Annotated in this window: 12 protein-coding genes and 4 pseudogenes; 3 read left to right on the top strand and 13 right to left on the bottom strand. The window is 59.6% G+C overall.

Features of this window, described 5'->3' with window-relative positions; all coding sequences use genetic code 11:
- Positions 1-3: 3 nt before the first annotated feature.
- The 9 genes and pseudogenes from bcsB to MME58_RS04210 form a co-directional block, all read right to left on the bottom strand.
- Positions 4-2,086: pseudogene (bcsB, locus tag MME58_RS04250) on the bottom strand (cellulose biosynthesis cyclic di-GMP-binding regulatory protein BcsB).
- A gap of 188 nt (positions 2,087-2,274) precedes the next feature.
- Positions 2,275-4,496: pseudogene (gene bcsA / locus MME58_RS04245) on the bottom strand (UDP-forming cellulose synthase catalytic subunit).
- Entirely contained in the window at positions 4,493-5,632 is a 1,140-nt protein-coding gene (gene bcsQ, locus MME58_RS04240) for a cellulose biosynthesis protein BcsQ (protein ID WP_055006498.1), read from the bottom strand. The pseudogene bcsA and the gene bcsQ overlap by 4 nt, the downstream one beginning before the upstream one ends.
- A gap of 279 nt (positions 5,633-5,911) precedes the next feature.
- Positions 5,912-7,102, bottom strand: coding sequence for a murein transglycosylase A (gene mltA, locus MME58_RS04235; RefSeq protein WP_054984504.1), 1,191 nt, complete (start codon positions 7,100-7,102; stop codon positions 5,912-5,914).
- Positions 7,103-7,229: 127 nt separating this feature from the next.
- Positions 7,230-8,471 carry a phospholipase D-like domain-containing protein gene (locus tag MME58_RS04230; protein ID WP_055006497.1) on the bottom strand — a complete coding sequence of 414 codons (1,242 nt, stop codon included), beginning with the start codon at positions 8,469-8,471 and terminating at the stop codon, positions 7,230-7,232.
- 64 nt (positions 8,472-8,535) lie between these two features.
- A complete protein-coding gene (locus tag MME58_RS04225) occupies positions 8,536-9,186 on the bottom strand; it encodes a MotA/TolQ/ExbB proton channel family protein (RefSeq protein ID WP_055006496.1) in 651 nt (216 codons plus the stop codon).
- Between the two features lie 25 nt (positions 9,187-9,211).
- Complete coding sequence (locus MME58_RS04220; protein WP_055006495.1) at positions 9,212-11,494, bottom strand: TonB-dependent receptor; 2,283 nt, start codon at positions 11,492-11,494, stop codon at positions 9,212-9,214.
- Between the two features lie 20 nt (positions 11,495-11,514).
- Positions 11,515-12,279, bottom strand: coding sequence for an energy transducer TonB family protein (locus MME58_RS04215; protein ID WP_055006494.1), 765 nt, complete (start codon positions 12,277-12,279; stop codon positions 11,515-11,517).
- A gap of 2 nt (positions 12,280-12,281) precedes the next feature.
- Complete coding sequence (locus MME58_RS04210; RefSeq protein ID WP_003380333.1) at positions 12,282-12,689, bottom strand: ExbD/TolR family protein; 408 nt, start codon at positions 12,687-12,689, stop codon at positions 12,282-12,284.
- 201 nt (positions 12,690-12,890) lie between these two features.
- Between MME58_RS04210 and MME58_RS04205 the strand changes: the two genes are divergently transcribed.
- The 3 genes from MME58_RS04205 (at position 12,891) to ycaC (ending at position 15,799) form a co-directional block, all read left to right on the top strand.
- Positions 12,891-13,454 carry a GNAT family N-acetyltransferase gene (locus tag MME58_RS04205; protein ID WP_054984509.1) on the top strand — a complete coding sequence of 188 codons (564 nt, stop codon included), beginning with the start codon at positions 12,891-12,893 and terminating at the stop codon, positions 13,452-13,454.
- Entirely contained in the window at positions 13,451-15,019 is a 1,569-nt protein-coding gene (locus MME58_RS04200; protein WP_055006493.1) for an alkaline phosphatase D family protein, read from the top strand. Before MME58_RS04205 ends, MME58_RS04200 begins: the two co-directional genes overlap by 4 nt.
- Positions 15,020-15,172: 153 nt before the next feature.
- Positions 15,173-15,799 carry an isochorismate family cysteine hydrolase YcaC gene (gene ycaC, locus MME58_RS04195; RefSeq protein WP_005746486.1) on the top strand — a complete coding sequence of 209 codons (627 nt, stop codon included), beginning with the start codon at positions 15,173-15,175 and terminating at the stop codon, positions 15,797-15,799.
- A gap of 9 nt (positions 15,800-15,808) precedes the next feature.
- On the opposite strand, the gene MME58_RS04190 is transcribed toward ycaC, so the two are convergent.
- From MME58_RS04190 to MME58_RS27705, 4 genes and pseudogenes are all read right to left on the bottom strand, one after another.
- On the bottom strand, positions 15,809-16,669 hold the full coding sequence (locus tag MME58_RS04190; protein ID WP_054984512.1) for an SH3 domain-containing protein: 861 nt from the start codon (positions 16,667-16,669) through the stop codon (positions 15,809-15,811).
- A gap of 26 nt (positions 16,670-16,695) precedes the next feature.
- Positions 16,696-17,964 (bottom strand): hypothetical protein, encoded by a 1,269-nt coding sequence (locus MME58_RS04185; RefSeq protein WP_055006492.1) that lies wholly within the window; start codon positions 17,962-17,964, stop codon positions 16,696-16,698.
- Positions 17,965-18,122: 158 nt separating this feature from the next.
- A pseudogene (locus MME58_RS27710) lies at positions 18,123-18,557 on the bottom strand (methyl-accepting chemotaxis protein); the annotation flags it as partial.
- A gap of 165 nt (positions 18,558-18,722) precedes the next feature.
- Positions 18,723-19,346: pseudogene (locus MME58_RS27705) on the bottom strand (PAS domain-containing protein); the annotation flags it as partial.
- Between the last annotated feature and the right edge of the window lie 319 nt (positions 19,347-19,665).

The following is a 19,665-nucleotide window of genomic DNA, read 5'->3' as shown; positions in this document are numbered from 1 at the left end:
GATTTATTCATGCTCCAGACGGCGTTTGGCAAGCGAACGCAGGGTCAGGTAAGCCACCCCGGTGACCAGCACTACACCCACGACGACCGCCAGCAACAGCCACAGCACATTGCGCGACATCAGCCACTGCACGTACTTGAGCGGCCCTAGATCACCAACGTAGTAATTCTGTTCGGCAACCAGCGCTTCGACCGAGTCGCCGCGCACCACTACCAGACTGCCCTGCACCTTGTCGCTGCTGCTCAGCGCTCGGGTGACATCGCTCATGCCGCCTGGCTGGCCGCTCGAGATCAACACCACGCTGCGGCCTTTTTGCAGGGGCGATTCGAAGCCGGTCAGGAAGGTGCTGCGCGCATCGCTGGAGAACGCCATCGCCACCCGCGCCCTGCGCTGATTTTCATCCGGGTCCGGGCTCATCCACTCACGCAGGCGAAACGACAGATCGGAAAGCTCGAAGCCCTGCTGCTGGCCGTTGCCGGAGGTCGGCAGGCGGTCGGCCCATTGTTTGAGCAGCGGCTGATCGGTGCCAGAAGACATGACCAGAATGTCCTTGTCAGCGGCGCTGGCGATCTGTGCAGCCTGCATCACGGTCACGCCAGTCGCCGGGTAACCGGTGGACTCACCAAAACGTCCCAGCACATTCAGGTACGCACTGACGTCCTCGGGACTCGGCTGGTCAGCCAGTACCACCGCAGTTTGCGACAGGTCAGCCAGACGCGTGAACGGGAAGCCCGAATCCTTGAACACGCCCAGGTTGGGCATCGCCATGAAGTGGTCGTAGCCGCTGAAATCCAGGGTTGATTCCGGATCTATGCTGCCGCGCATGTTGTCGATGATGATGTCGTCACACTCGCCCTGCTTGAGGTAATCGAACATGTAGCGCAGTTGCAGACGCGATTGCAGCGCTGCCGAAGTGAGCGGCAGGTACACATGCGCTTCACGCGCTGATCGTGTCGTTGCCACCGGTCAGCCGGGCCACGATCGAATTGCTCAGACGGTCAACCGATGGCAAAGGCTCGGCCTTGATCAGGGTATCGTTGAGGCTGACCATGATCGATGAATTGTTGGAGCGCTCCTGCGGCGTGTAGCGGTACTTGAGGTGCAGCGGTACGCCGTCTTCGCGCCAGTTGAACAGGTCTGGAGGCAAGTTCAGCGGCACGGTGATATCGCCCGGATCGTAACCGGAGACACTCAGTTTGTTGGCAGGCATCAGCTCGCCCAGCTTGATCGGCCGATCACTCGGCAGCCAGTTCGGCGCGTCGTATGGCTTGCGCGGCGCAAGCATGTCGACCTGTTCGATCAGCGCACTGCTGCCGACCAGGCTCTGCCCGCCGACCACCAGCGCGTTGACCGCTGTTTTAAGCTCGGCGGAAGTACGCCCGGTGATCACCAGCAACTTGCTGTTGGGGTCGCTGGGGTGCGTCACCATCGTCAGGGTCGGACCTTTCGGCGCAGGCATGGTCAAGGCGCCCAGTTGCAGAGCACCGTCGCCCTTGAGCAACACCAGCGCGTTGCCCCTGGCCGGCAGCTCATTGAAGTGCGCCGGGAAGCTGGCCATACGCGAGCGGGTCTTGGCCGCACCGATCCACGACGCCAGTGCGCCCGCCGCCTCCAGAGTCATGTTATCGGGTGCCGCCCCCATCACCACGGGCAGGTTGACGTCACGGTCATCGCGACGGTCAAAGAACGGCAGCGGCAGAATCGCCAGGTCGTTGGACAGCGCGAATGGCGTAACGCGGATGTCCAGACGCGTGTCGTTGTTGATCCGCGCCCAGAGGCTGGAGTGCCTGGGGTCTTCGCAGCTCATTGTGTAGTGGCCGATGAACTGCAGATTCAGGCGGTTGAACTCGGTGATCATCTGCGGTGGAATCTCGATCACCTGAGTCTGCGGCTTGCCTGCACCCTCTTTGGGCAACGGCAGGGTCGCTGCGACTTCGTCGTTGATCATGACGTTGATCTGCGACAAATCGGCAAGCAATGCCGGTGAATAGCTGTAACTCAAGGTCAGGCTCGCCCCGGTCACCACCTGATCGGCACGCACGTTGAAGTTGACGCTGTCAGTGGCGTCCACACCGCGCAGGCTCATGGGGTAATTACGGCCCAACTGCTTGAGCGTTACGCTGTAACCATCGTTTGCAGCGGCTGTTTCGGCAGCAGTTGCGACACCACCCGTGGAGAGCACGGACAACGCACAGGCCAACAAAGCCCATGAGCGGCGAACGGCGAACCGTTCGGCACCGATAAAATACCGTTTGGTCATGACTACTCAATCCATCAGTTTGCGGGAGGTGGGGAGATTTTTTTACGTGTTGGTAACAGGCGGCTGAAATCCTTGCGGGTGGCCTTGAACAGCTCGACAACACCACGGACGCCGATGTGGCTGACTTCGCGCAGCGCGGTCAGCGGTGTATCCGGTTTGCCATGCCCCCAGGTCGATGCCCAGGTGTCGGCCCGACCAAACGTCAGGCGTACCAGTTCGCTCTGCTGGCGCAGTGACAAATCATCGAAACGAGTACCCAGATAGCAATCGCGGCAGAACATCACGGTTGCGGGGAAATGGCTGGTCTGCGCGCCGCGATACAGCGATACCGTGATGCTGTCGCCACTGTCGATGCCCGAATCGGCGGGCAGTACCAGCCCGAGGCCGGTCTGGGAAAAATCCTGAGTCACGGCGTCGAATACCACGCCGTCAGCGCGCGTCACGCGAATCGGCAGTCTGGCCTGCACCCGCGGTTCGGTGCGCACCTGGCGGATCTCGCTGGCTACTGCAATTGCAGCGCTGGTAATAATGATGTTGTAGAGCGTCCAGGCCATGTTGATGATGATCGTCAGGGTGATCGCATCGTTGTTCCAGCCCAGTTGATACAGGCTGTAGATACCGAGCGCGAAGACCACCACGTTGAGCGTCAGCAGCACGATGTAAGGTCGCGCCAGCGTCCAGTCAAAGAACTTCTCCTCGACCACGCCACCTTTGTCGGTGACGTTGAAACCACCGAACTTCGGGTTGATAAGCGCCATGAGCACCGGGCCCATGATGTACCAGGCCAGCACGGCCTCGTAGACCTCGTTCCAGAACGAATGGCGGAAACGCCCCTGAATCCTGGAGTTGGTCAGACTGGCGTGGGCCAGGTGCGGCAATACGTAAGCGGTGATCATCAGCGCCGAGGCGTGCATGACCTCGGCACCGAACAGCAGATAGGCCAGTGGCGCAGTAAGAAACACCAGACGCGGCAGGCCGTAAAAGAAGTGCAGCATGGAGTTGGCGTAGCACAGCCGCTGACCCAAAGACAGACCTTTGCCCAGTAGCGGGTTGTCGGTGCGAAAGATCTGCGCCATCCCGCGCGCCCAGCGAATGCGCTGGGCCACATGGCGCGACAGGCTTTCAGTGGCCAGCCCCGCCGCCTGCGGAATTGCCAGGTAAGCGGTGTTGTAACCGGCGCGGTTGAGCTTCAACGCAGTGTGCGCATCCTCAGTCACGGTTTCGGTGGCCACGCCGCCAATTTCCAGCAACGACGAACGCCGCAGCACTGCACATGAGCCACAGAAGAAGGTCGCGTTCCACAGGTCATTGCCGTCCTGCAACAGGCCATAAAACAGCTCGCCTTCGTTGGGCACACTGCGGAAGGTGTCGAGGTTCTTTTCAAACGGGTCAGGTGAGAAGAAAAAGTGCGGCGTCTGCAACATCGCCAGCTTCGAGTCCTTGAGGAACCAGCCCATGGCGACCTGCAGAAACGAGCGGGTCGGCACGTGGTCGGCATCGAACATGGCGATGTATTCGCCATCAGTCGACTTGAGCGCTTCATTGAGGTTGCCAGCCTTGGCGTGACGATTGTTGTCACGGGTCAGGTAGCCGACACCGATCTGCTCGCAGAACTCGCGAAAATCTTCGCGGCGACCATCATCGAGGACGTAGACCCGCAGCTTGTCGCGCGGCCAGTCGATGGATTGCGCAGCAAAAATGGTCAGCTTTACGATGCTCAGCGCTTCGTTGTAAGAAGGGATGAACACATCCACCGTCGGCCATTGGCTGGAATCGCTCGGCATGATCACCGGTTTGCGCTGCAGCGGCCAGGCTGTCTGCACGTAACCCAGCACAATGACGATCAGCGTGTAGAACTCGGCGACGATCAGCCCATAACCCAGCAGACTGTCCAGCCAGTTGTCGAAATCCAGAGTCGACGTCAGACGCCAGTACATGTAGCGGAACGATGCCAATAGCGAAAGCGTCACCAGAGCGAGTACCGAAATACGCCCCGGTATCTTGCGAATCACCAGCATCGCGGCAAAGCATGCCAGGGCAAAGAAGCACTGCGCGTAGAGATCTAGAGGCACGGTGACGACCAGCGCCATCACCAGCAGCCCGATAACGCTGGCCACGGTTTTCAGTGTGCGGCGCAGGGTTCTGGACTGCTGGCCGAACGTTGCCGACAAAGCATTCAGCCACAGCGATAAGCGCGTCCGGGGGGGGGGGACACGTCGAGCGACAGGTCAGTCATGACAATCGGGTCTCTTCTACGTCCTGAGTCAGCAGTCTGGTTGTCAGCAAGTCACTCAGCACGCGCAGGTCTTGAGCACCGGATGAGGCGCCCGGAACCTGTACTGCGTTGTGCCCGTAGGCCAGCGCTTCTGCGAGCGCATTATCCTTGTGCACGATGCCCAGCAAACGGCCGCCCAGGCGTTTCGCCATTACATCGCGCATGTCGCGGCTGAATGCACGCGACGCATCGAGCTGATTGATGACGTAGTGGCAGACCGGCGGCTGCGGACCGGCCAGTACCGGCTCAAGCCAGCCCTGCATCTGGTCCAGCGTGAGATAGCACGCGGCATCGGCAGTGAGCACCACCAGCACCTGGCTGGCGGCATTCAGCGCCTGCTCCAGCATGCGTAAATCACCGCACGGCACATCGAGAATCACCACGTCGCGAGCACTCAACTGCATGCGCGCGATCTGGCGGACCAGCCAGTCCGGGTCACTGTCCTGAAAACGCTCCAGCGAACGACGCTCGTCAAGCTGCAATGTGCCGTACGCAAGCACCTGCGTGTCGGCAGACCCGTTGAGCAACAGGGCACGCCAGTTTTCGCCGCTCAGACTGGCACCGCCGAGGCCCGCCACATCCGGGCTGGCGTTGAAATGATGCTGTAAGGCGTTCTGCGGATCGAGGTCAATGGCCAGCGTCTGCCCGCCAGGCACTTTGACCAGGGTGGTCAGCGCCGCGCTCAGGGTGCTTTTACCCACCCCGCCTTTGGCCGACACCACGGCGATGACGTGCGCCGGGGCTCTCGAAGGTTGCCCCTTGAGCATCGACTGAGCCAGTGCTTCGTTGTTACGCGCCTGCGCCTCGGCCTGCCGCGCCTGAGCGGCCTCGGCCAGCAGATTCGCCAATGCAGCAGAGGTAGTGCGTCTGGTGGTATCGGTCGTTATCGAATCAAGTACAGTGGCGCTGACTTGCGCCGGTTGCTCTGTGCGAGGTTGCTCCAGAGACGGCTGAGAGGTTGCGCCTTGCAATGCGACCGAGTGGGTCCCGGGAGCCAACGATTCCTGATAAACCAGGCTGTTGTCGATCTCCAGATAACCGTCCGAGCTCGCGCCAAAACGTTGAAACAGATTGGCCACATCGTCAGCACGACTCATTCTGTACAACCTCGAATGGGGCCGCTAAGTACGATCCCTGTGAAAAAGCATTAATGCTAATGTGTGATGTCATTGTGACAGTGTCAAGAAACTGATATATGACGTCCATGATTTACCGATGAGCGGTAAGTCACTCACAATTTCGACATTTTATTGGCGTTAAAAAATTGTGGATTTGGCACGTATTGGCGGGCAAACGGCTTTGAATCGAGGGTTTCATGCACCTGAAGCCATGCATTCATTTTGAATGTATAGCTTCAGGTAGAGGATCAGATTGAATCAGTGGCTGGCTGGCGCAGGTGCCGCATCGACTGTCTGAGGCAACGCCATACCCTTGGGCCACAGCAACCAGATGTTACCTTTCTGCTTCATGTCGCCGGCCAGCTTGCCCGCTTCATCGCCCGTGCCCCAGAACAAATCGGCACGGACTTCACCGGCAATCGCACCGCCTGTGTCCTGCGCCGCAACCGGACGCACCACGCTGCTGCCGTCAGGTCGAGTGGTGGACAGCCAGAGCAGACTGCCCAGCGGAATCACCTTGCGGTCGATGGCCACGCTGTAACCCGGCGTCAGCGGCACGTTGAGCGAACCGCGCGGGCCTTCGTTGCTGTCGGGGTTACGAGCAAAAAACACGTAGCTGGGGTTGCTGGCCAGCAACTCGCTGACCCGCTCCGGGTGCGCCTTGGCCCAAGCCGCGATGCTGCCCATGGTCACGTCTTCCTTCTTCAACTGCCCCTGCTCTACCAGCCAGCGACCAATTGCGCGATACGGTCGGCCGTTCTGATCGGCGTAGCCCAGACGCAACTGCGAGCCATCCTCCAGACTCACTCGCCCGGAGCCCTGAATCTGCAGGAACTGCAGATCCATCGGATCGGTCAGCCAGGCAATCACCGGCGCGTTCAACCCTTGCGCGTTGATCGTCGCGGCATCGTCGTAAGGTTTGAGCACCCTCCCCTCAAGCCGACCACGCAGACGCTTGCCTTTGAGCTCGGGATAAATGCTGTCCAGATTGACCACGATCAGATCGTCCGGGATGCCATACACCGGCACATTGGCGGTGGCAGTCTGGGTCAGGCTGCCCGGATAAACAGGCTCGTAATAGCCTGTGATCAAACCATCGGCACTGCCCCCGTCGGCGCGCAGGCTGTAGACCTGCAATTGCTCCTGCAAAAAGGTCCGGATTTGCGCAGCCTCCGGCGCAGCCGCAAGACTCGCAGCCGCCGCGCACGTTGGCCCCCATACCGCATCGGCCTTCAAACGAACGCACGCGCTGCGCCACGAGGCAAAACCGGCCTGCAGATCCGCGTCGGACACCGCTGGCAGCGCGTCCCAGCCAGCCTGGGTATAAGTGGTGTGCGGCGGCGCAGGAGGTGTCACCGGCTTGTCGGACTTGTCACACGCAGTCAGCAACGCAGCCAGTGGCAAAACCAGCGCCAGGCCCCGCAACCATGGCTTTAAAGAGAGCATCATCGGCAGCACCAATCCTTTTACAGCCCGCAGCAGGCTGATGGGTAAAAAGGCGTCATTGTGGCTGATGCGGGCAGAGGAGCCTAGGGGGTCGGGGCGGATTGCACGACGAGCCTCTCGAACAAAGCCCTCAAGGCTGGCCCGGATGCGGCTCTGGGTAATCGCGATTGATGTCGATGGGGTTGGCGTACGGCCCATCCCAGAGCTGCTCGTGCAGTTGGCCGATGCGTTTGGCCATCGCGCCGTCGTGCATCACCACTTCCAGATTGCGCGAATTGTCGAGGTAGCCGCCCAGCCAGTTGCTGGTGCCTACCCAGGCAACCTGATCGTCAATCTCCATGGTCTTGCTGTGGATCACGCGCGCATACGGGATGAAGCCCTGAGCAGCCATTGGCAACGTGACGATGCGCACTTGTACGTTGGGCACCAGGGCCAGACTTTTCAGGTAGGCGACTTCTGGCATGCCAGTGTTCCAGTCGGACACCATGAGTTTTATCGACACGCCGCGAGCGGCTGCACTGCGGATGGCGTTGTCGATTACCGCGTAGTAAGGCCGGGTTTTATCAGGCCCGTAGGACAGGGGCGCGTAATCCAGCAACTGGACACGAACTTCGCTTTTGGCTTGTGCCAACAAGCGCGGCAGTTCGGCCTGAGAGTCGACTACCCCTGGCGGGTTATAGCGCTGCGGGCTGGCGATCAGGTAGTTGCCGTCAGGCAATGCGCTATTGATCGGGCGCGGTACAGGAACCGGTTTGCCCTCGGTAATGGCAGCCAGGGCAAGCCAGTCCTGATCGAATATGGCCTGCGTCTGACCCACGATAATCGGCTGGTCAATGCGCAGGCCGGTTTCATGGATATGCTCCAGTGAGCGCCAATCGAAGTTCTGGCTGCCGATGAACGCCTGCCGGCCATCCACGACCAGGAATTTGGCGTGAATGATGCCACTGCCCGTGAGCTTTGCGTAGGGCAGCACGCGCAAGGTGAGGTTAGGGATCGCGCGAAGCCGCTCAAGGGTCTGTGGGTCGGATAGTTTCAGGCCTTTTTCCTCAAGCAGAAAACGGATTTTCACTCCGCGTTGCCCGGCTGCCGTCAGGCTTTCAAGCACCTTGTCCATGACCGAGCCTGCGTGGTCTGCGACATAGAACTGTTCGATATCGATACGCTCGCGAGCTCCGTCAAACAGCTCGCGCCAGACCTCGCCAGGTGCTCGCAGGTCGGGTGTCTGCAGGTCAGACCCGACCGGAACGGTGTGTACCAGCTCGAAACCTGGAATGGCGAAGTCTGCCTGCGCGCAAGAACTGCCCAGCAGTAACGCTGCGATCACGGCGCGGTAGCTCAGGGACAGTCGACGATACGAAGGATAAAAGGGCATTGCGAGCCTCGTCGCCACATACAGACAAGATGGCGCATGCCAGAGGCACGCGCCGCCAGGAGGATCAGGCAGTCCGGTATTTCGGCTGAGCTGACGCAGCCGGATGCTCGGCTTCATCCTGCACACGTGCGTTGCTGGAAGCGCGGATCAGCAGGATCTTGAGCTGGTCATTGATGCGTTCTAGGCTGTCCTGAAAGTAGTTGTGAAAGGCCACGCAGAACAACGCAATCGCAATACCCAGCCCGGTCGCGAACAGCGCCGTACCGATACCAGCGGAAATCTGCCCAGGGTCTGACACACCCGCACTGGCCAGGGCTTTGAACGTGTCGATGATACCCAGAATCGTCCCCAGCAAGCCCAGCAATGGCGCAGCGGTGGTGATGGTTTCGATCAGCCAGAGGCTGCGGGCCAGCGGTGCGCGAGTGCTCAGGTACTGGGTTTCGATGACGTCATCCAGATCCCTGCGCGAGCCCTGCGCATTTTTTTGCGCAAGCACCGGCAAGACCATTTCCAGCGGCAGGCTGCTCCGGCGCGTCAGCGTCTCCGGCAGGTCCTTTTCACTGTGCACCGAAGCGCCGAGTGCCGCTTGCAGCGCCCGTGACTGTCTACGCACGTAAGCAAAGTAGATGCCTCGTTCAATCGCAACAAAGATCGCTATCGCGATGGCGGCGTACATCACATAGAAGGTGATGTCGTGAAGCTGATTCATGTCCATGGCACGGACCTCTGGTCAATGAAGATTAGAAATTGGCTTCAAGAGAAACGGTAACGGTACGCTCGACCCCGACGATGTAGGCCGGGTCGCCATCGCGAAAACCGCTGTACGTGGCCGCGTTGGTTTTGGTGGTATACACGCCGTCCAGGTATTCCTTGTCGAACAGGTTGTCGACGTTCAGACGCAGGGTGGCGTCCTTGACGATTTTCTTGTCCACCGGGAGGTAGATCCCCGCGCCCAGATTGAAGATGGTGCGCCCCGGAATGCTTTCGTCGTTGGTCAGGTCGCCATACAGCTTGCTGGTGAGCTTGGCGCCAAAGGTCCCGTAATAACTGCCGTCGTCGTAGCCGATGTTGGCGGCCAGCATGTTCTTCGGCACGTTGGTGAACTGCTTGCCGCGGGTGGGCAACTCGATGGCTGCGCCGTTATTGAAGACGGTCAGGTCATCTTTCTGTTTGGCGCGGGTGTAGGTGTACGAGGCGTAGTAATTGAAATGGTGCGGTAGCAGGCCACTCCACTCCAGTTCCAGACCGCTGTTGTCAACGGCACCGGCATTGATGTCGGCAAAGTCGCCGTTGATGTCTCTTGATGACACCTGACGGTCCTTGAACTGCAAGTAAAACAGCGTGGCCGCCAGTGTCATGTCCTGTTCGGTGTAGCGCCAGCCCAGCTCATGGTTCCAGCTGGTCTCCGGCTTGCTGTTGATGGAGCCGGTGCCCGGGTCATACAGAACGTAGTTCTGCGGCACGCGCATGTTGCGTGACAGGCTATAGAACAGCTGGTCGCGCTCATCCAGTTGATATTTGAGGCCGACGTTCGGTAACAGCTTGTTGTAGGTCTGGTCACGCTTTTCCGGCCGCTCGGTCAGACTACCGTGGTTGGTGCCTTCACGCTCGACATTCATGTAGGCCAGGCCGCCGACCAGCGTCCAGTCCGGGGCGAAATACCAGGTGTCCTGAGCCCATACTTTTTGTGCAGGCGTTACGGTATAGCGATCACGGCCCTGGATCTCATTGCCGTTGGCATCGACCATGTAATCCGAGTCTGGCCAGATACTCTCTGGCTTGCCGTTGCTCTTCAGGCGAATGAAAGGCTGGGTCTGCAACTGACGCGCGCGCTCATACCAGTAGCCGACTTGCACGCTGTGCTCGTCGTTGACATCCCAGTTCAACTTGGTGGTGATCCCCGGACGCCAGGTCTGGGTGCGCGAAGGTCGGTAATACACGCCAGTGGTCGATGAGCCGTCGGCGTTATAGGCGGCTGCCGTCGGCAAGTTGCTCAGGTCAAACACACCGTTCTGATTCGAGCCGCGATTGAGCGCATAGGAAGAACTGTTCACGCCGCTGCCGTTACCCCAGAAATAATAGGGGATGACTGAAAGAGCCAGATTGTCGGCCAGTTTGAACTGGGTATTGAGCACACCTGTGAACGTCTGGAACGGGTTCTGCGCCAGCTCGTAGTAGCTGGACAACTTGCCGTTGCTGCCCCGCGCGGGCGTCGAAGGATAAGGGTCAAACTTGCGCCCGTTCTGCTGGAACTGGCTCTTGGTGAGCTGGCTGTAGCTGTTGTTGTCCTGCTCATGATATTTGAGGATCAGGTTGGCCGTATTGCCCGAGCCCATGTCGAAGAAGCTGTTCCATTCCACCTTGTCGGCACGCACTGCACCATCGCCGCGCCATTTCTGACCTTCAGTGTGAGACATCGACAGCCAGTTGCTCAGCCCGTTGATTTCTCCGGTGTTGAGTCGCGCGAAGGTCTTGTAAGTGCCATTGCTGCCCGCCACCTGCTTGACGAATGCGCCGGTGTCCTTGGTAGGCCGGATGGTGACGATACCGATGTTGCCGCCGCTGGAACCGATGTGCGGGCCATCACTTTCGGCAGAGCCTTGAGTCACGAAAATCTGATCGATGTTTTCCGGGTCACCCAACAGGTTGGAATACAACGCGTAGTTACCGGAGTCGTTGATCGGCATGCCGTCTACCGACATGCCGACCTGGTCGGAGTTGAGGCCGCGCATGGTGAACTTGAAGCCAGAAAGACCCGTGGCGTCCTCACTGGAGATATTCAGGCCCGGTGTGTACTTGAGTTTATCGATCGCATTACCTGTTGCGGTCTGCTTGTCGAGCGCCTCCTTAGTCACCGTGGAGCGCGCCTTGATGCTCTCCTCCTGCACCATGTAACCGCCCCCAACCGTCGCCTTGCCTTGCACACCGATGGTGCCGACGTCACTGGCACTCGAGTCGGCCATAACCATGCCGTGGCTCATGCCCGCGGCGACCAACGCAAGGTGAATTCTGGAAAGCTTCATCACTCTGTTCCTTGTCAGTACTATTGCACGCTGTAGTTGAAGGTGGCGGTGAAGCGCTGTTCGCTACGCCCGCCGAAGGCTTGCTCGGGAAACGGTTTGACTTGCTTGATACGTCGCAGGCTGTTGGCTGCCGCGCGGTTGAGCAGCATGCTGGACGCCTGGGTCTGAATGCCGGAGTCCAGCACTCTCCCCTGGCGATCGACCAGCAACCACACCACCACCTCGCCGCTCGGGCGTTCCAGCGAGGCCTGTCGTCCGGTCGGGTACTGCTTGTAACCGTCCAGTTCGCTGCGCAGCCCTTTGAGGTAGCCACCTTCCATAGCCTGAGTGTCGACTTTCGGCGGTGCGGGTGGCGCAGGCGGTGCGGGCGGCGCAACCTGGGCGCTGGCTATCGGCTTGCCGGGGGCCTGAACCGGCTCGACGGGTTTTGCCACTGCCGGCTTGGGCAAGGGTTTAGGCCGCGGTTCTGGCTTGATCTCCGGCTTGGGTTTTGGTTTGGGAACGGGCTTGGGCGGCGGCGGTGCCGGTTCGACCTCTTCGCTTTCCACGACAGGAGGCGGTGGCGGCTCTTCGGGCTGAACCACAGGCAGTTCAGGCGGCTCAGGCTGAGCAACGGGCTCGGGCGCAAGCGGCTCGGGCTCGACAAGCGCCAGCTCGACGGCAGATTCGTCGTAGACCGGTTCCATTTTCAGAGGACGGGTCTGCACACCGATCACGATTGCGATGAGCGCCACCAGCGCAGGCAGGCCGCCGAGCCACTGACGTACACGAAACAGGAAATACATGGTCAGGATTTGCGCGTGGCGATGGAGACTGACGTGAAACCACCCAGACGCAGGGTGTCCATGATCTCGACCAGACGGGCGACTTCCACGCCCTTGTCACTGTTAACGATGATCGTGGTTTTAGTGTCGGGCTTTTCCAGCGCCTTCAAGGCAGGCACCAGGGCGTCGACCGTGGTCGCCTTGCCGTCGAGCTGTAATTCGCCGTTGAGCCCCAGAGTGAGGATCGATTTATTCTGCGGCTTCAGTTGCTGCGAACTGCTGGCGCTCGGCAACTGGGTTTTCATCCCCAGTGCCGGAATCACGTTCAGGCTTACCAATACGAAAAAGACCAGCAGGAACATCATCACGTCGATCATGGGGATCAGTTCGATGTGCGCCTTGCGCTTTTTAGGTTCGTCCCACGTTCTCATGCCAGCCTCTCGCTTTCTTCTTGGAGGCCGAGAATCTAGCAACCGAACATGACCGATCGGTTGGTTTTACAAGACCGATACGTGACTGTTACATGGCTGTTACCTGCACATCTCATGGCACTTAAATGATTCTTGAGGCTGTCACGGAAATGCCATAGCAACGCGGCAGCGTTTGAGCATTCAACCCGATGGAAAATACGGATGAGTCACCCGTTGCCCACTATCAGAACCTCGCGCTTGCTGCTCGCCGCGTTGCAGCCTGAACAGGCACTCACCTTGTCACGCCTGGCCGACGACCCGACGATTGCCGCCATGACCTCTGCGCTGCCCAGCCCCTACACCCTTGAGCATGCGCGGGCATTCATCGCCCAGACCCACGACCAATACGCCGCCGGTCAGACGTTGAGCCTCGGGGTTCACCTCCAGGAAACCGGCACGTTGATCGGGATCGTCTCGCTGCGCCTTTCGATGGCGCATCGCAGTGGCCATCTGGGTTACTGGACAGGAACGCAGTACCAAAATCAGGGTTACGCCTGCGAAGCGACTCAAGGCTTGCTGAAGCATGGCTTCACTGACATGAACCTCAATCGCATCGCCGGCCAGTGCTTCAGCGACAACCCGGCCAGCGCCAGGGTTCTGGAGAAGTGCGGGTTATCGTATGAGGGCTGTACGAGAGAGGCGTTTCTGAAAAACGGTGTGTTCAAGAACATGTTGCTGTTCGGACTGTTGCGCTCGGAATACGAATCGTCGGAGGCCGCGTCATGACCGATTTCAACCCGGACCGTCGACGCATCATTACCGGAGTCGCCGGTGCCACGCTGCTGTCGATCCTCAGCCCGTTCGCGCGCAGCGCGGGTGTCGATTATCCATTCACGCTGGGCGTGGCGTCTGGCGATCCGCTGCCGGACGGCTTCGTGATATGGACACGCCTGGTGCCCAAGGTGATGACGCCCTCGGGTGATGGCGGCCTGAACAAACCTGTCGAGGTGCGCTGGAAGATCGCAAGCGATGCGGCCATGGCTCACGTGGTCCGCACAGGACAGGCCACTGCCCACCCACGCCTTGCCCATTCGGTCCATATAGAGGTGAGCGGCTTGCAACCTGGACGTCCTTATTGGTATCAGTTCGAGAGCCTGGGAGCGCAAAGCGCTGTCGGTCAGGCGTGTACTGCACCGCTGGCAAGCGCAATGGTCTCGGCGCGGTTCGGCTTTGTGTCGTGTTCGCACTGGGAGGCCGGGTATTTCAGCGCATATCGCCACCTGGCGGCAGAGCGCCCGGACCTGGTGTTCTTTCTGGGTGACTACATCTACGAGTCGAACGCGTCTAAAAAAAGCCCGGCTGCGCGCAGCCATGCCACGTCCGAGCCAATGGACCTGGCGGGCTATCGCAACCGATACGCGCAGTACAAGACCGACCCCGATCTGCAAGCGCTGCATGCCTGTGCGCCGAGCGTGGCCACCTGGGACGACCACGAAGTACAGAATGATTACGCCGCACAATGGTCACAGGATCCAGGCGTTCCCGTGGACAGCTTTTTGCGCCGCAGAGCCGCCGCCTATCAGGCGTTTTACGAGCACATGCCCTTGCGCGCCAGCAGCCTGCCCAAAGGGCCGGACATGCGTATTTACCGGAACCTGGATTATGGCCGGCTGGCACGCTTCCATGTACTCGACGGTCGACAATACCGTTCCGAACAGCCGTGCATCCAGGCCAATGGCAGCCGTCAAGGCCACGTCGCGCCCAGCAAATGCACGGATCCGCGCGATCCGAAACGCACCATGCTTGGTTGGCAGCAGGAAGCCTGGCTGGATCGCAGCTTCGCCCGGTCACCGGGGCAGTGGAATGTCATTGCGCAGGATTTGCTGGTCGCACCGCTGAAGCAGCGCGACCCGAACACTCAGGAGCTGGGCCACTGGACCGACGGTTGGGATGGCTACATGACGACCCGCGAGCGCATGCTGGCCTCCCTGCAACGCCACCGGACCCGCAACCCGGTGTTCTGGGGTGGCGATATCCATTCGTTCTGGACCACCGACCTGCACGCCGATGCGGACAATCCGGATTCAGCCGTCGTCGCCACTGAGTTCGTCGGCACTTCGGTGACCTCCAGCGGACCGTCGTTCGACGCCTTCAACAGCATTCTCGGGCTCAACCCCCATGTGAAGTTCTTCGACAGCCGCCAGCGCGGTTACGTCGCGGTGGACCTGAGCGAACAGCAGATGCTGACCCGCTTTCAGGTGGTGTCGGATGTGCTCGACCCCGCCGCCAGCGTGTCGACGCTCAAACGCTTCACGGTAGAAGCTGGCAAGGCAGGGGCTGTTCCTGGGTAGGCAAGCCTTTGGACAAGTCGGACCTGGACAATATTGTCCACTGTGAAGAGACAGTAAAACCCGCTTCAGGCGCTTTTTCCCTTTCCGGTGAGCCACTACTCTGAGCCCATGTTGAACGCCAGACCTCACCTACCCAAACGAAAGGACTTGACCATGAAAAACGCCCCATACAGCCGCCTGAACAAAGATGACGCCATCGTACTGCTGATCGACCACCAGACAGGCCTGATCTCGCTGGTACAGGACTTCTCGCCGAACGAGTTCAAGAACAACGTCCTGGCCCTGGCTGATCTGGCCCGGTTCTTCGAGCTGCCGACCATCCTCACCACCAGCTTTGAACAAGGTCCCAACGGCCCGTTGGTTCCGGAGCTCAAGGCCATGTTCCCTGACGCGCCGTACATTGCCCGTCCGGGTCAGATCAACGCCTGGGACAACGAAGACTTTGTAAAGGCGATCAAGGCGACCGGCCGCAAGCAATTGATCATTGCCGGGGTAGTGACCGATGTCTGCGTGACCTTCCCCACCCTGTCGGCACTGGCCGAAGGCTTTGAGGTGTTCGTGGTCACCGATGCGTCCGGCACCTTCAACACCACCGTCCAGCAAGCCGCCTGGTCCCGTATGACCCAGGCAGGCGCGCAGTTGATGAACTGGTTCTCGGTGGCCTGTGAGCTGCAGGGTGACTGGCGCAACGATATCGAAGGGCTGGGCAACCTGCTTTCCGAGCGGATCCCGAACTACCGCAACCTGATGAACAGTTATTCGGCACTGACGGCTCGGTAGGGGCCTGCGTCAAATCAACTCCCACGTATCGTTGGCCTGCCTGCAGAATGTGTTTTCCTGCTTTTCAGTGGTGCTACCGCTGGCTTCCAGGCTCACAGTAAGCGGTCGACAAGTGGTCTCGACGGCCGTTTTGCCGGAGGGCAGTGAAGAGATAGAGCCCAGATCGAATGCCTCAGTCTCTTTGCTGCCCGTTACGTTCATATCATCGAGCCTGGCTGCGGCAAGCCTCTTACTGGCGTCGGCATCAGACTGCGTCATAACGTAGTCCCTGTGCACGTAGCCCACGGTCACGCCCTTGCGTCCGACCAGAATCCAGTCGCCGGTAGAACCCACGGCAGTAAATTGTGTATTGCCCGGCAGGCTGCCCACCTTGTCGGCATACATGTTAGGTGCCGAGCGGACGTTGAGGGTGGATCGGGTGACATAGGGCTTATTGATCAGCTTCATCGACGGTACGCCCTGAATGCTGGAGGTACGCTTGACTTCGATGGTCCGGACCGCCTTGTATTCCGGGCCCGGCGTAATCCTGGCGCTTGCATTGGAATGATCGGAACGCCAGATAGCAGTGGACTGCGCCACAGGGGTCGCAGCCTGATTCAGAACTTCCTGAGTGCGCAGCGCCAGCGCTTGCTTGTCTCTGTCGTCGAGCAACTGACCGATACGGTTACCGATGTAGCCACCGATGCCTGCAACGATCAGCGCGGCGGCGATCTGGCCTTTGCCCTTGCCCATCGTTGCGCCCACCGCCAGACCGGCGATGCCGCCGATCACAGTACCCGCCTGTTCCTTGCTGATGCCCATCTGCGCGCATCCGGTGACTGAGGTGGCGACCGTTATCGCCAGAACTGATGCAACGAACTTCCTGCGCACTGGACCTGCTCCTTTTTAAAAACGCCTCACTCCGCGTCGAGCAGAGGTCTGGTCAAGTTGTACAACATGGCTTCTGCAGACATCGCCCAATGAAAGACACCGGCCATGAGGGTAGGGCCGGCCTCGATACTCTTGAACGCGGTGCGATAGCCTGGCGATTGAATGATTGCGTTGCCGGCAAGCAGTGGAACCACCACGATCAGGATGACTGCTGCCGCCCTGAGGGCGACACGCCTCTTATGTATGAACGCACGCTGCTCGATGGTCGACAGCAGCAGACCGGCGATATTGAGGGCACCCATGAAAAGACCGCTCAGCAATGACCAAGGTACGAACCACATGTTTTTGAGGACGCTCAGACTCTGCGCGCCATGTACATCAGTGCTCGCAACGTCGCTGGCCATGTTGACGGCAATGCCATTGAGATAGGTGTTGAACTGAGTGCGTGTGGCAAGCAGGTCCATACCCTCTACATATAACGGGCCCAGGGCTCGACGTGCCATGCCGCGAACCTCTGCGGTATTGGCCATCGCTTGACGGGTACGCAGGCCTGAAGGCATCGCCAACGCGTAGTCTTCGGCACTCGGCAAGGCCTGTTGTTGAGTAGCGACCGACGGCGGGGCAAGCGCTTTTCGTTTATTGCCCGTTGCGCCAGCGCGCCGCAATGCCTCTATCCTCACGTATTCACGGGCGATATCGTCAAACAGCGGGATGACTTCGGTCTGTAAACGCACATAGAGCTTATCGGCATTGCGCCGAGCATATCCCCTGAAGACGGTTTGAGCAAAGCCCTGAAAGTTGTGGCCGATCTGCTCGACGTACGAGCCCTGCACACTCATGAGTACGCCAAGGTTGGCGATGAAGGCTTTGCCCTCGCCCTTGTCCCGATACTCCTGATAGGGAATGCCGGGTATCTGCACCGAATCGTAGAGCAGACCTTTCTTGGTCACGTAGGCGTAAAGGCTGTAAACCTGAAGTTCGGCCGGAAACTCTTCAGCAATTGCGTCCGGGACCACCCCCTGAACCCACCAGGTCAGCGGGGCCAGTATCGCAGTGCTGAGCAGGATGGAACGCACGAGATGCTGCTGATGCCCCCATTTTCCATGGGCCCAGATACACAGGCGCCACGCCGCCAGGCATACGCTCACGGCTGCAAGAGTCTGCCCGTATATTTCCAGGGCCTGCAGGTTTTTAAGGGGAATATCGGCACCTGCCTTGTTCAGCAACTCTGCGTTGAACAGCAAGCCACCTATAAGGCAAAAGGCATTGAGAGCAGTAAGTGCAACAAGCAGCATCCAACCAATCCTTGTCAGAGCGGGACCAGCGAGTCACAACACATGAGTGCGAATGTGCCCACTGACCAACTGCCGGGCATTCTGCCTGCCGTCCAAAAATGATGCCAGAGCTATCAGGTGTTGCCGGTCATCCGTGACACGCAACACCCTAAATACAGTCACTTCAACTGATTGGCAAACCGCCCCACCGCACCCACCACCTGTTTGGCCCCCTCCTGAATCTCGACGATCACCGCGCCTGCCTCGTTGGCCAGTGCCAGCCCTTGTTCGGCCTGGGTGCGGCTGTTGGCCATGCCGCGCACGGCTTCATCGGCCAGTGCCCGGTTCTGCTGCACGACGTTGACGATTTCTTCGGTCGCCGCGCTGGTGCGGCCAGCCAGCTGACGGACTTCATCCGCCACCACCGCAAAGCCCCTGCCCTGCTCACCGGCACGCGCGGCTTCGATGGCGGCGTTGAGGGCCAGCAGGTTGGTCTGCTGGGCAATGCCACCGATGGTCTGCACGATGGAGCTGATCAACAGTGACTGCTTGCCCAGCGCTTCAATGCCTGAGGAAGCCGACTGCATCTCTTCGGAAATCTTGCGCATGGTCTGCACGGTGTTCTGCACCACGTCCGCGCCACGCTGGGCACTGACGTCGGTCTGCTGGGAGATTTCGAACGCCACGCTTGCCGCCTGGCTCACTTCGTCTTCGCGGGCTACCTGATCGGTCACCAGGGTGGCGAACTTGACGATCTTGTAGAGTTTGCCCTGAGCATCGTGAACCGGATTGTAGGTAGCCTCCAGCCAGACCTCGCGCCCGCTGCTGTCGATACGTTTGAAACGCCCGGCAACGAACTCGCCACGGTTGAGCCTCGACCAGAATTCCCGGTATGGCGCCTGCGAGGTTTCCTGCGGATCGCAGAACAGGCTGTGGTGCTTGCCCTTGATCTGCGCCAGGCTGTAACCCATGCCACGCAGGAACTGTTCGTTCGCGGTCAGTACATGACCACTCAAATCAAACTCGATCACCGCGGTAGAACGCAGCAGCGCCTGAATGAATGCAGAGTTCTCGGCAGCCGTTTCGACAGTCTGGGTGATGTCCGACCCATAGCATTGCAACGTCACCAGCTTGCCCTGGTAGTCCAGAACCGGCTGCCACATGGCCCGAATCCACACCAGGCTGCCATTCGCATGCAAAAAGCGGTAATTGTCGATCACCGACTCGCCCTTCTGCACCGCCAGCTTGAGGTTGCGGTAGCAATCGAGCTGTTTGACGTAGGTCGGCACCATCTGGTCAAGGTCCTTGCCCAGCAACTGTTCGGCGGAATAACCAAGCGCCCTGAGGAAGTTGTCATTGGCATGAACGATGTGATTGCTGGCGTCCAGGCTCAACGACACCATGCGCGCGTCCATTCCTTTCCGCATTTGCCGATACATGGATAACTCGGCGTGTTGTGCCTGTAATTCCCTTTTCAAGCGAGTGTTGAACATGACGGCACCAGTAGTGGGGTTATACGTGGGTATCGGCATAAGCGTAGACGGCGTTAAGGTATTTCGTCTGAAGAGGGCACATGGAATTAATCTATGCCGCCCGGCCGTTCACGCCCCTCATGCGGATTGACAATGACCTGCTGTAAGCGGCGGAAAACGGCTGTCGTTTCCACCGCAGGCTTGGCTGCGCTCATCAGTCGCCCACGGCAACCGCCGGTCGACTTGAACA

The organism is Pseudomonas syringae pv. tagetis (genome assembly GCF_022557255.1).
Lineage (GTDB): Bacteria > Pseudomonadota > Gammaproteobacteria > Pseudomonadales > Pseudomonadaceae > Aquipseudomonas > Aquipseudomonas caricapapayae.
The sequence above is the reverse complement of the archived record's forward strand: the minus strand, read 5'-3'. Positions and strand labels throughout refer to the sequence as shown.

Bases quoted from the DNA above. Each gene is read 5' to 3' on its own strand.
- bcsQ (WP_055006498.1), bottom strand. From the start codon at position 5,632: ATGAGTCGTGCTGACGATGTGGCCAATCTGTTTCAACGTTTTGGCGCG.
- mltA (WP_054984504.1), bottom strand. From the start codon at position 7,102: ATGATGCTCTCTTTAAAGCCATGGTTGCGGGGCCTGGCGCTGGTTTTG.
- MME58_RS04230 (WP_055006497.1), bottom strand. From the start codon at position 8,471: ATGCCCTTTTATCCTTCGTATCGTCGACTGTCCCTGAGCTACCGCGCC.
- MME58_RS04225 (WP_055006496.1), bottom strand. From the start codon at position 9,186: ATGGACATGAATCAGCTTCACGACATCACCTTCTATGTGATGTACGCC.
- MME58_RS04220 (WP_055006495.1), bottom strand. From the start codon at position 11,494: ATGAAGCTTTCCAGAATTCACCTTGCGTTGGTCGCCGCGGGCATGAGC.
- MME58_RS04215 (WP_055006494.1), bottom strand. From the start codon at position 12,279: ATGTATTTCCTGTTTCGTGTACGTCAGTGGCTCGGCGGCCTGCCTGCG.
- MME58_RS04210 (WP_003380333.1), bottom strand. From the start codon at position 12,689: ATGAGAACGTGGGACGAACCTAAAAAGCGCAAGGCGCACATCGAACTG.
- MME58_RS04205 (WP_054984509.1), top strand. From the start codon at position 12,891: ATGAGTCACCCGTTGCCCACTATCAGAACCTCGCGCTTGCTGCTCGCC.
- MME58_RS04200 (WP_055006493.1), top strand. From the start codon at position 13,451: ATGACCGATTTCAACCCGGACCGTCGACGCATCATTACCGGAGTCGCC.
- ycaC (WP_005746486.1), top strand. From the start codon at position 15,173: ATGAAAAACGCCCCATACAGCCGCCTGAACAAAGATGACGCCATCGTA.
- MME58_RS04185 (WP_055006492.1), bottom strand. From the start codon at position 17,964: ATGCTGCTTGTTGCACTTACTGCTCTCAATGCCTTTTGCCTTATAGGT.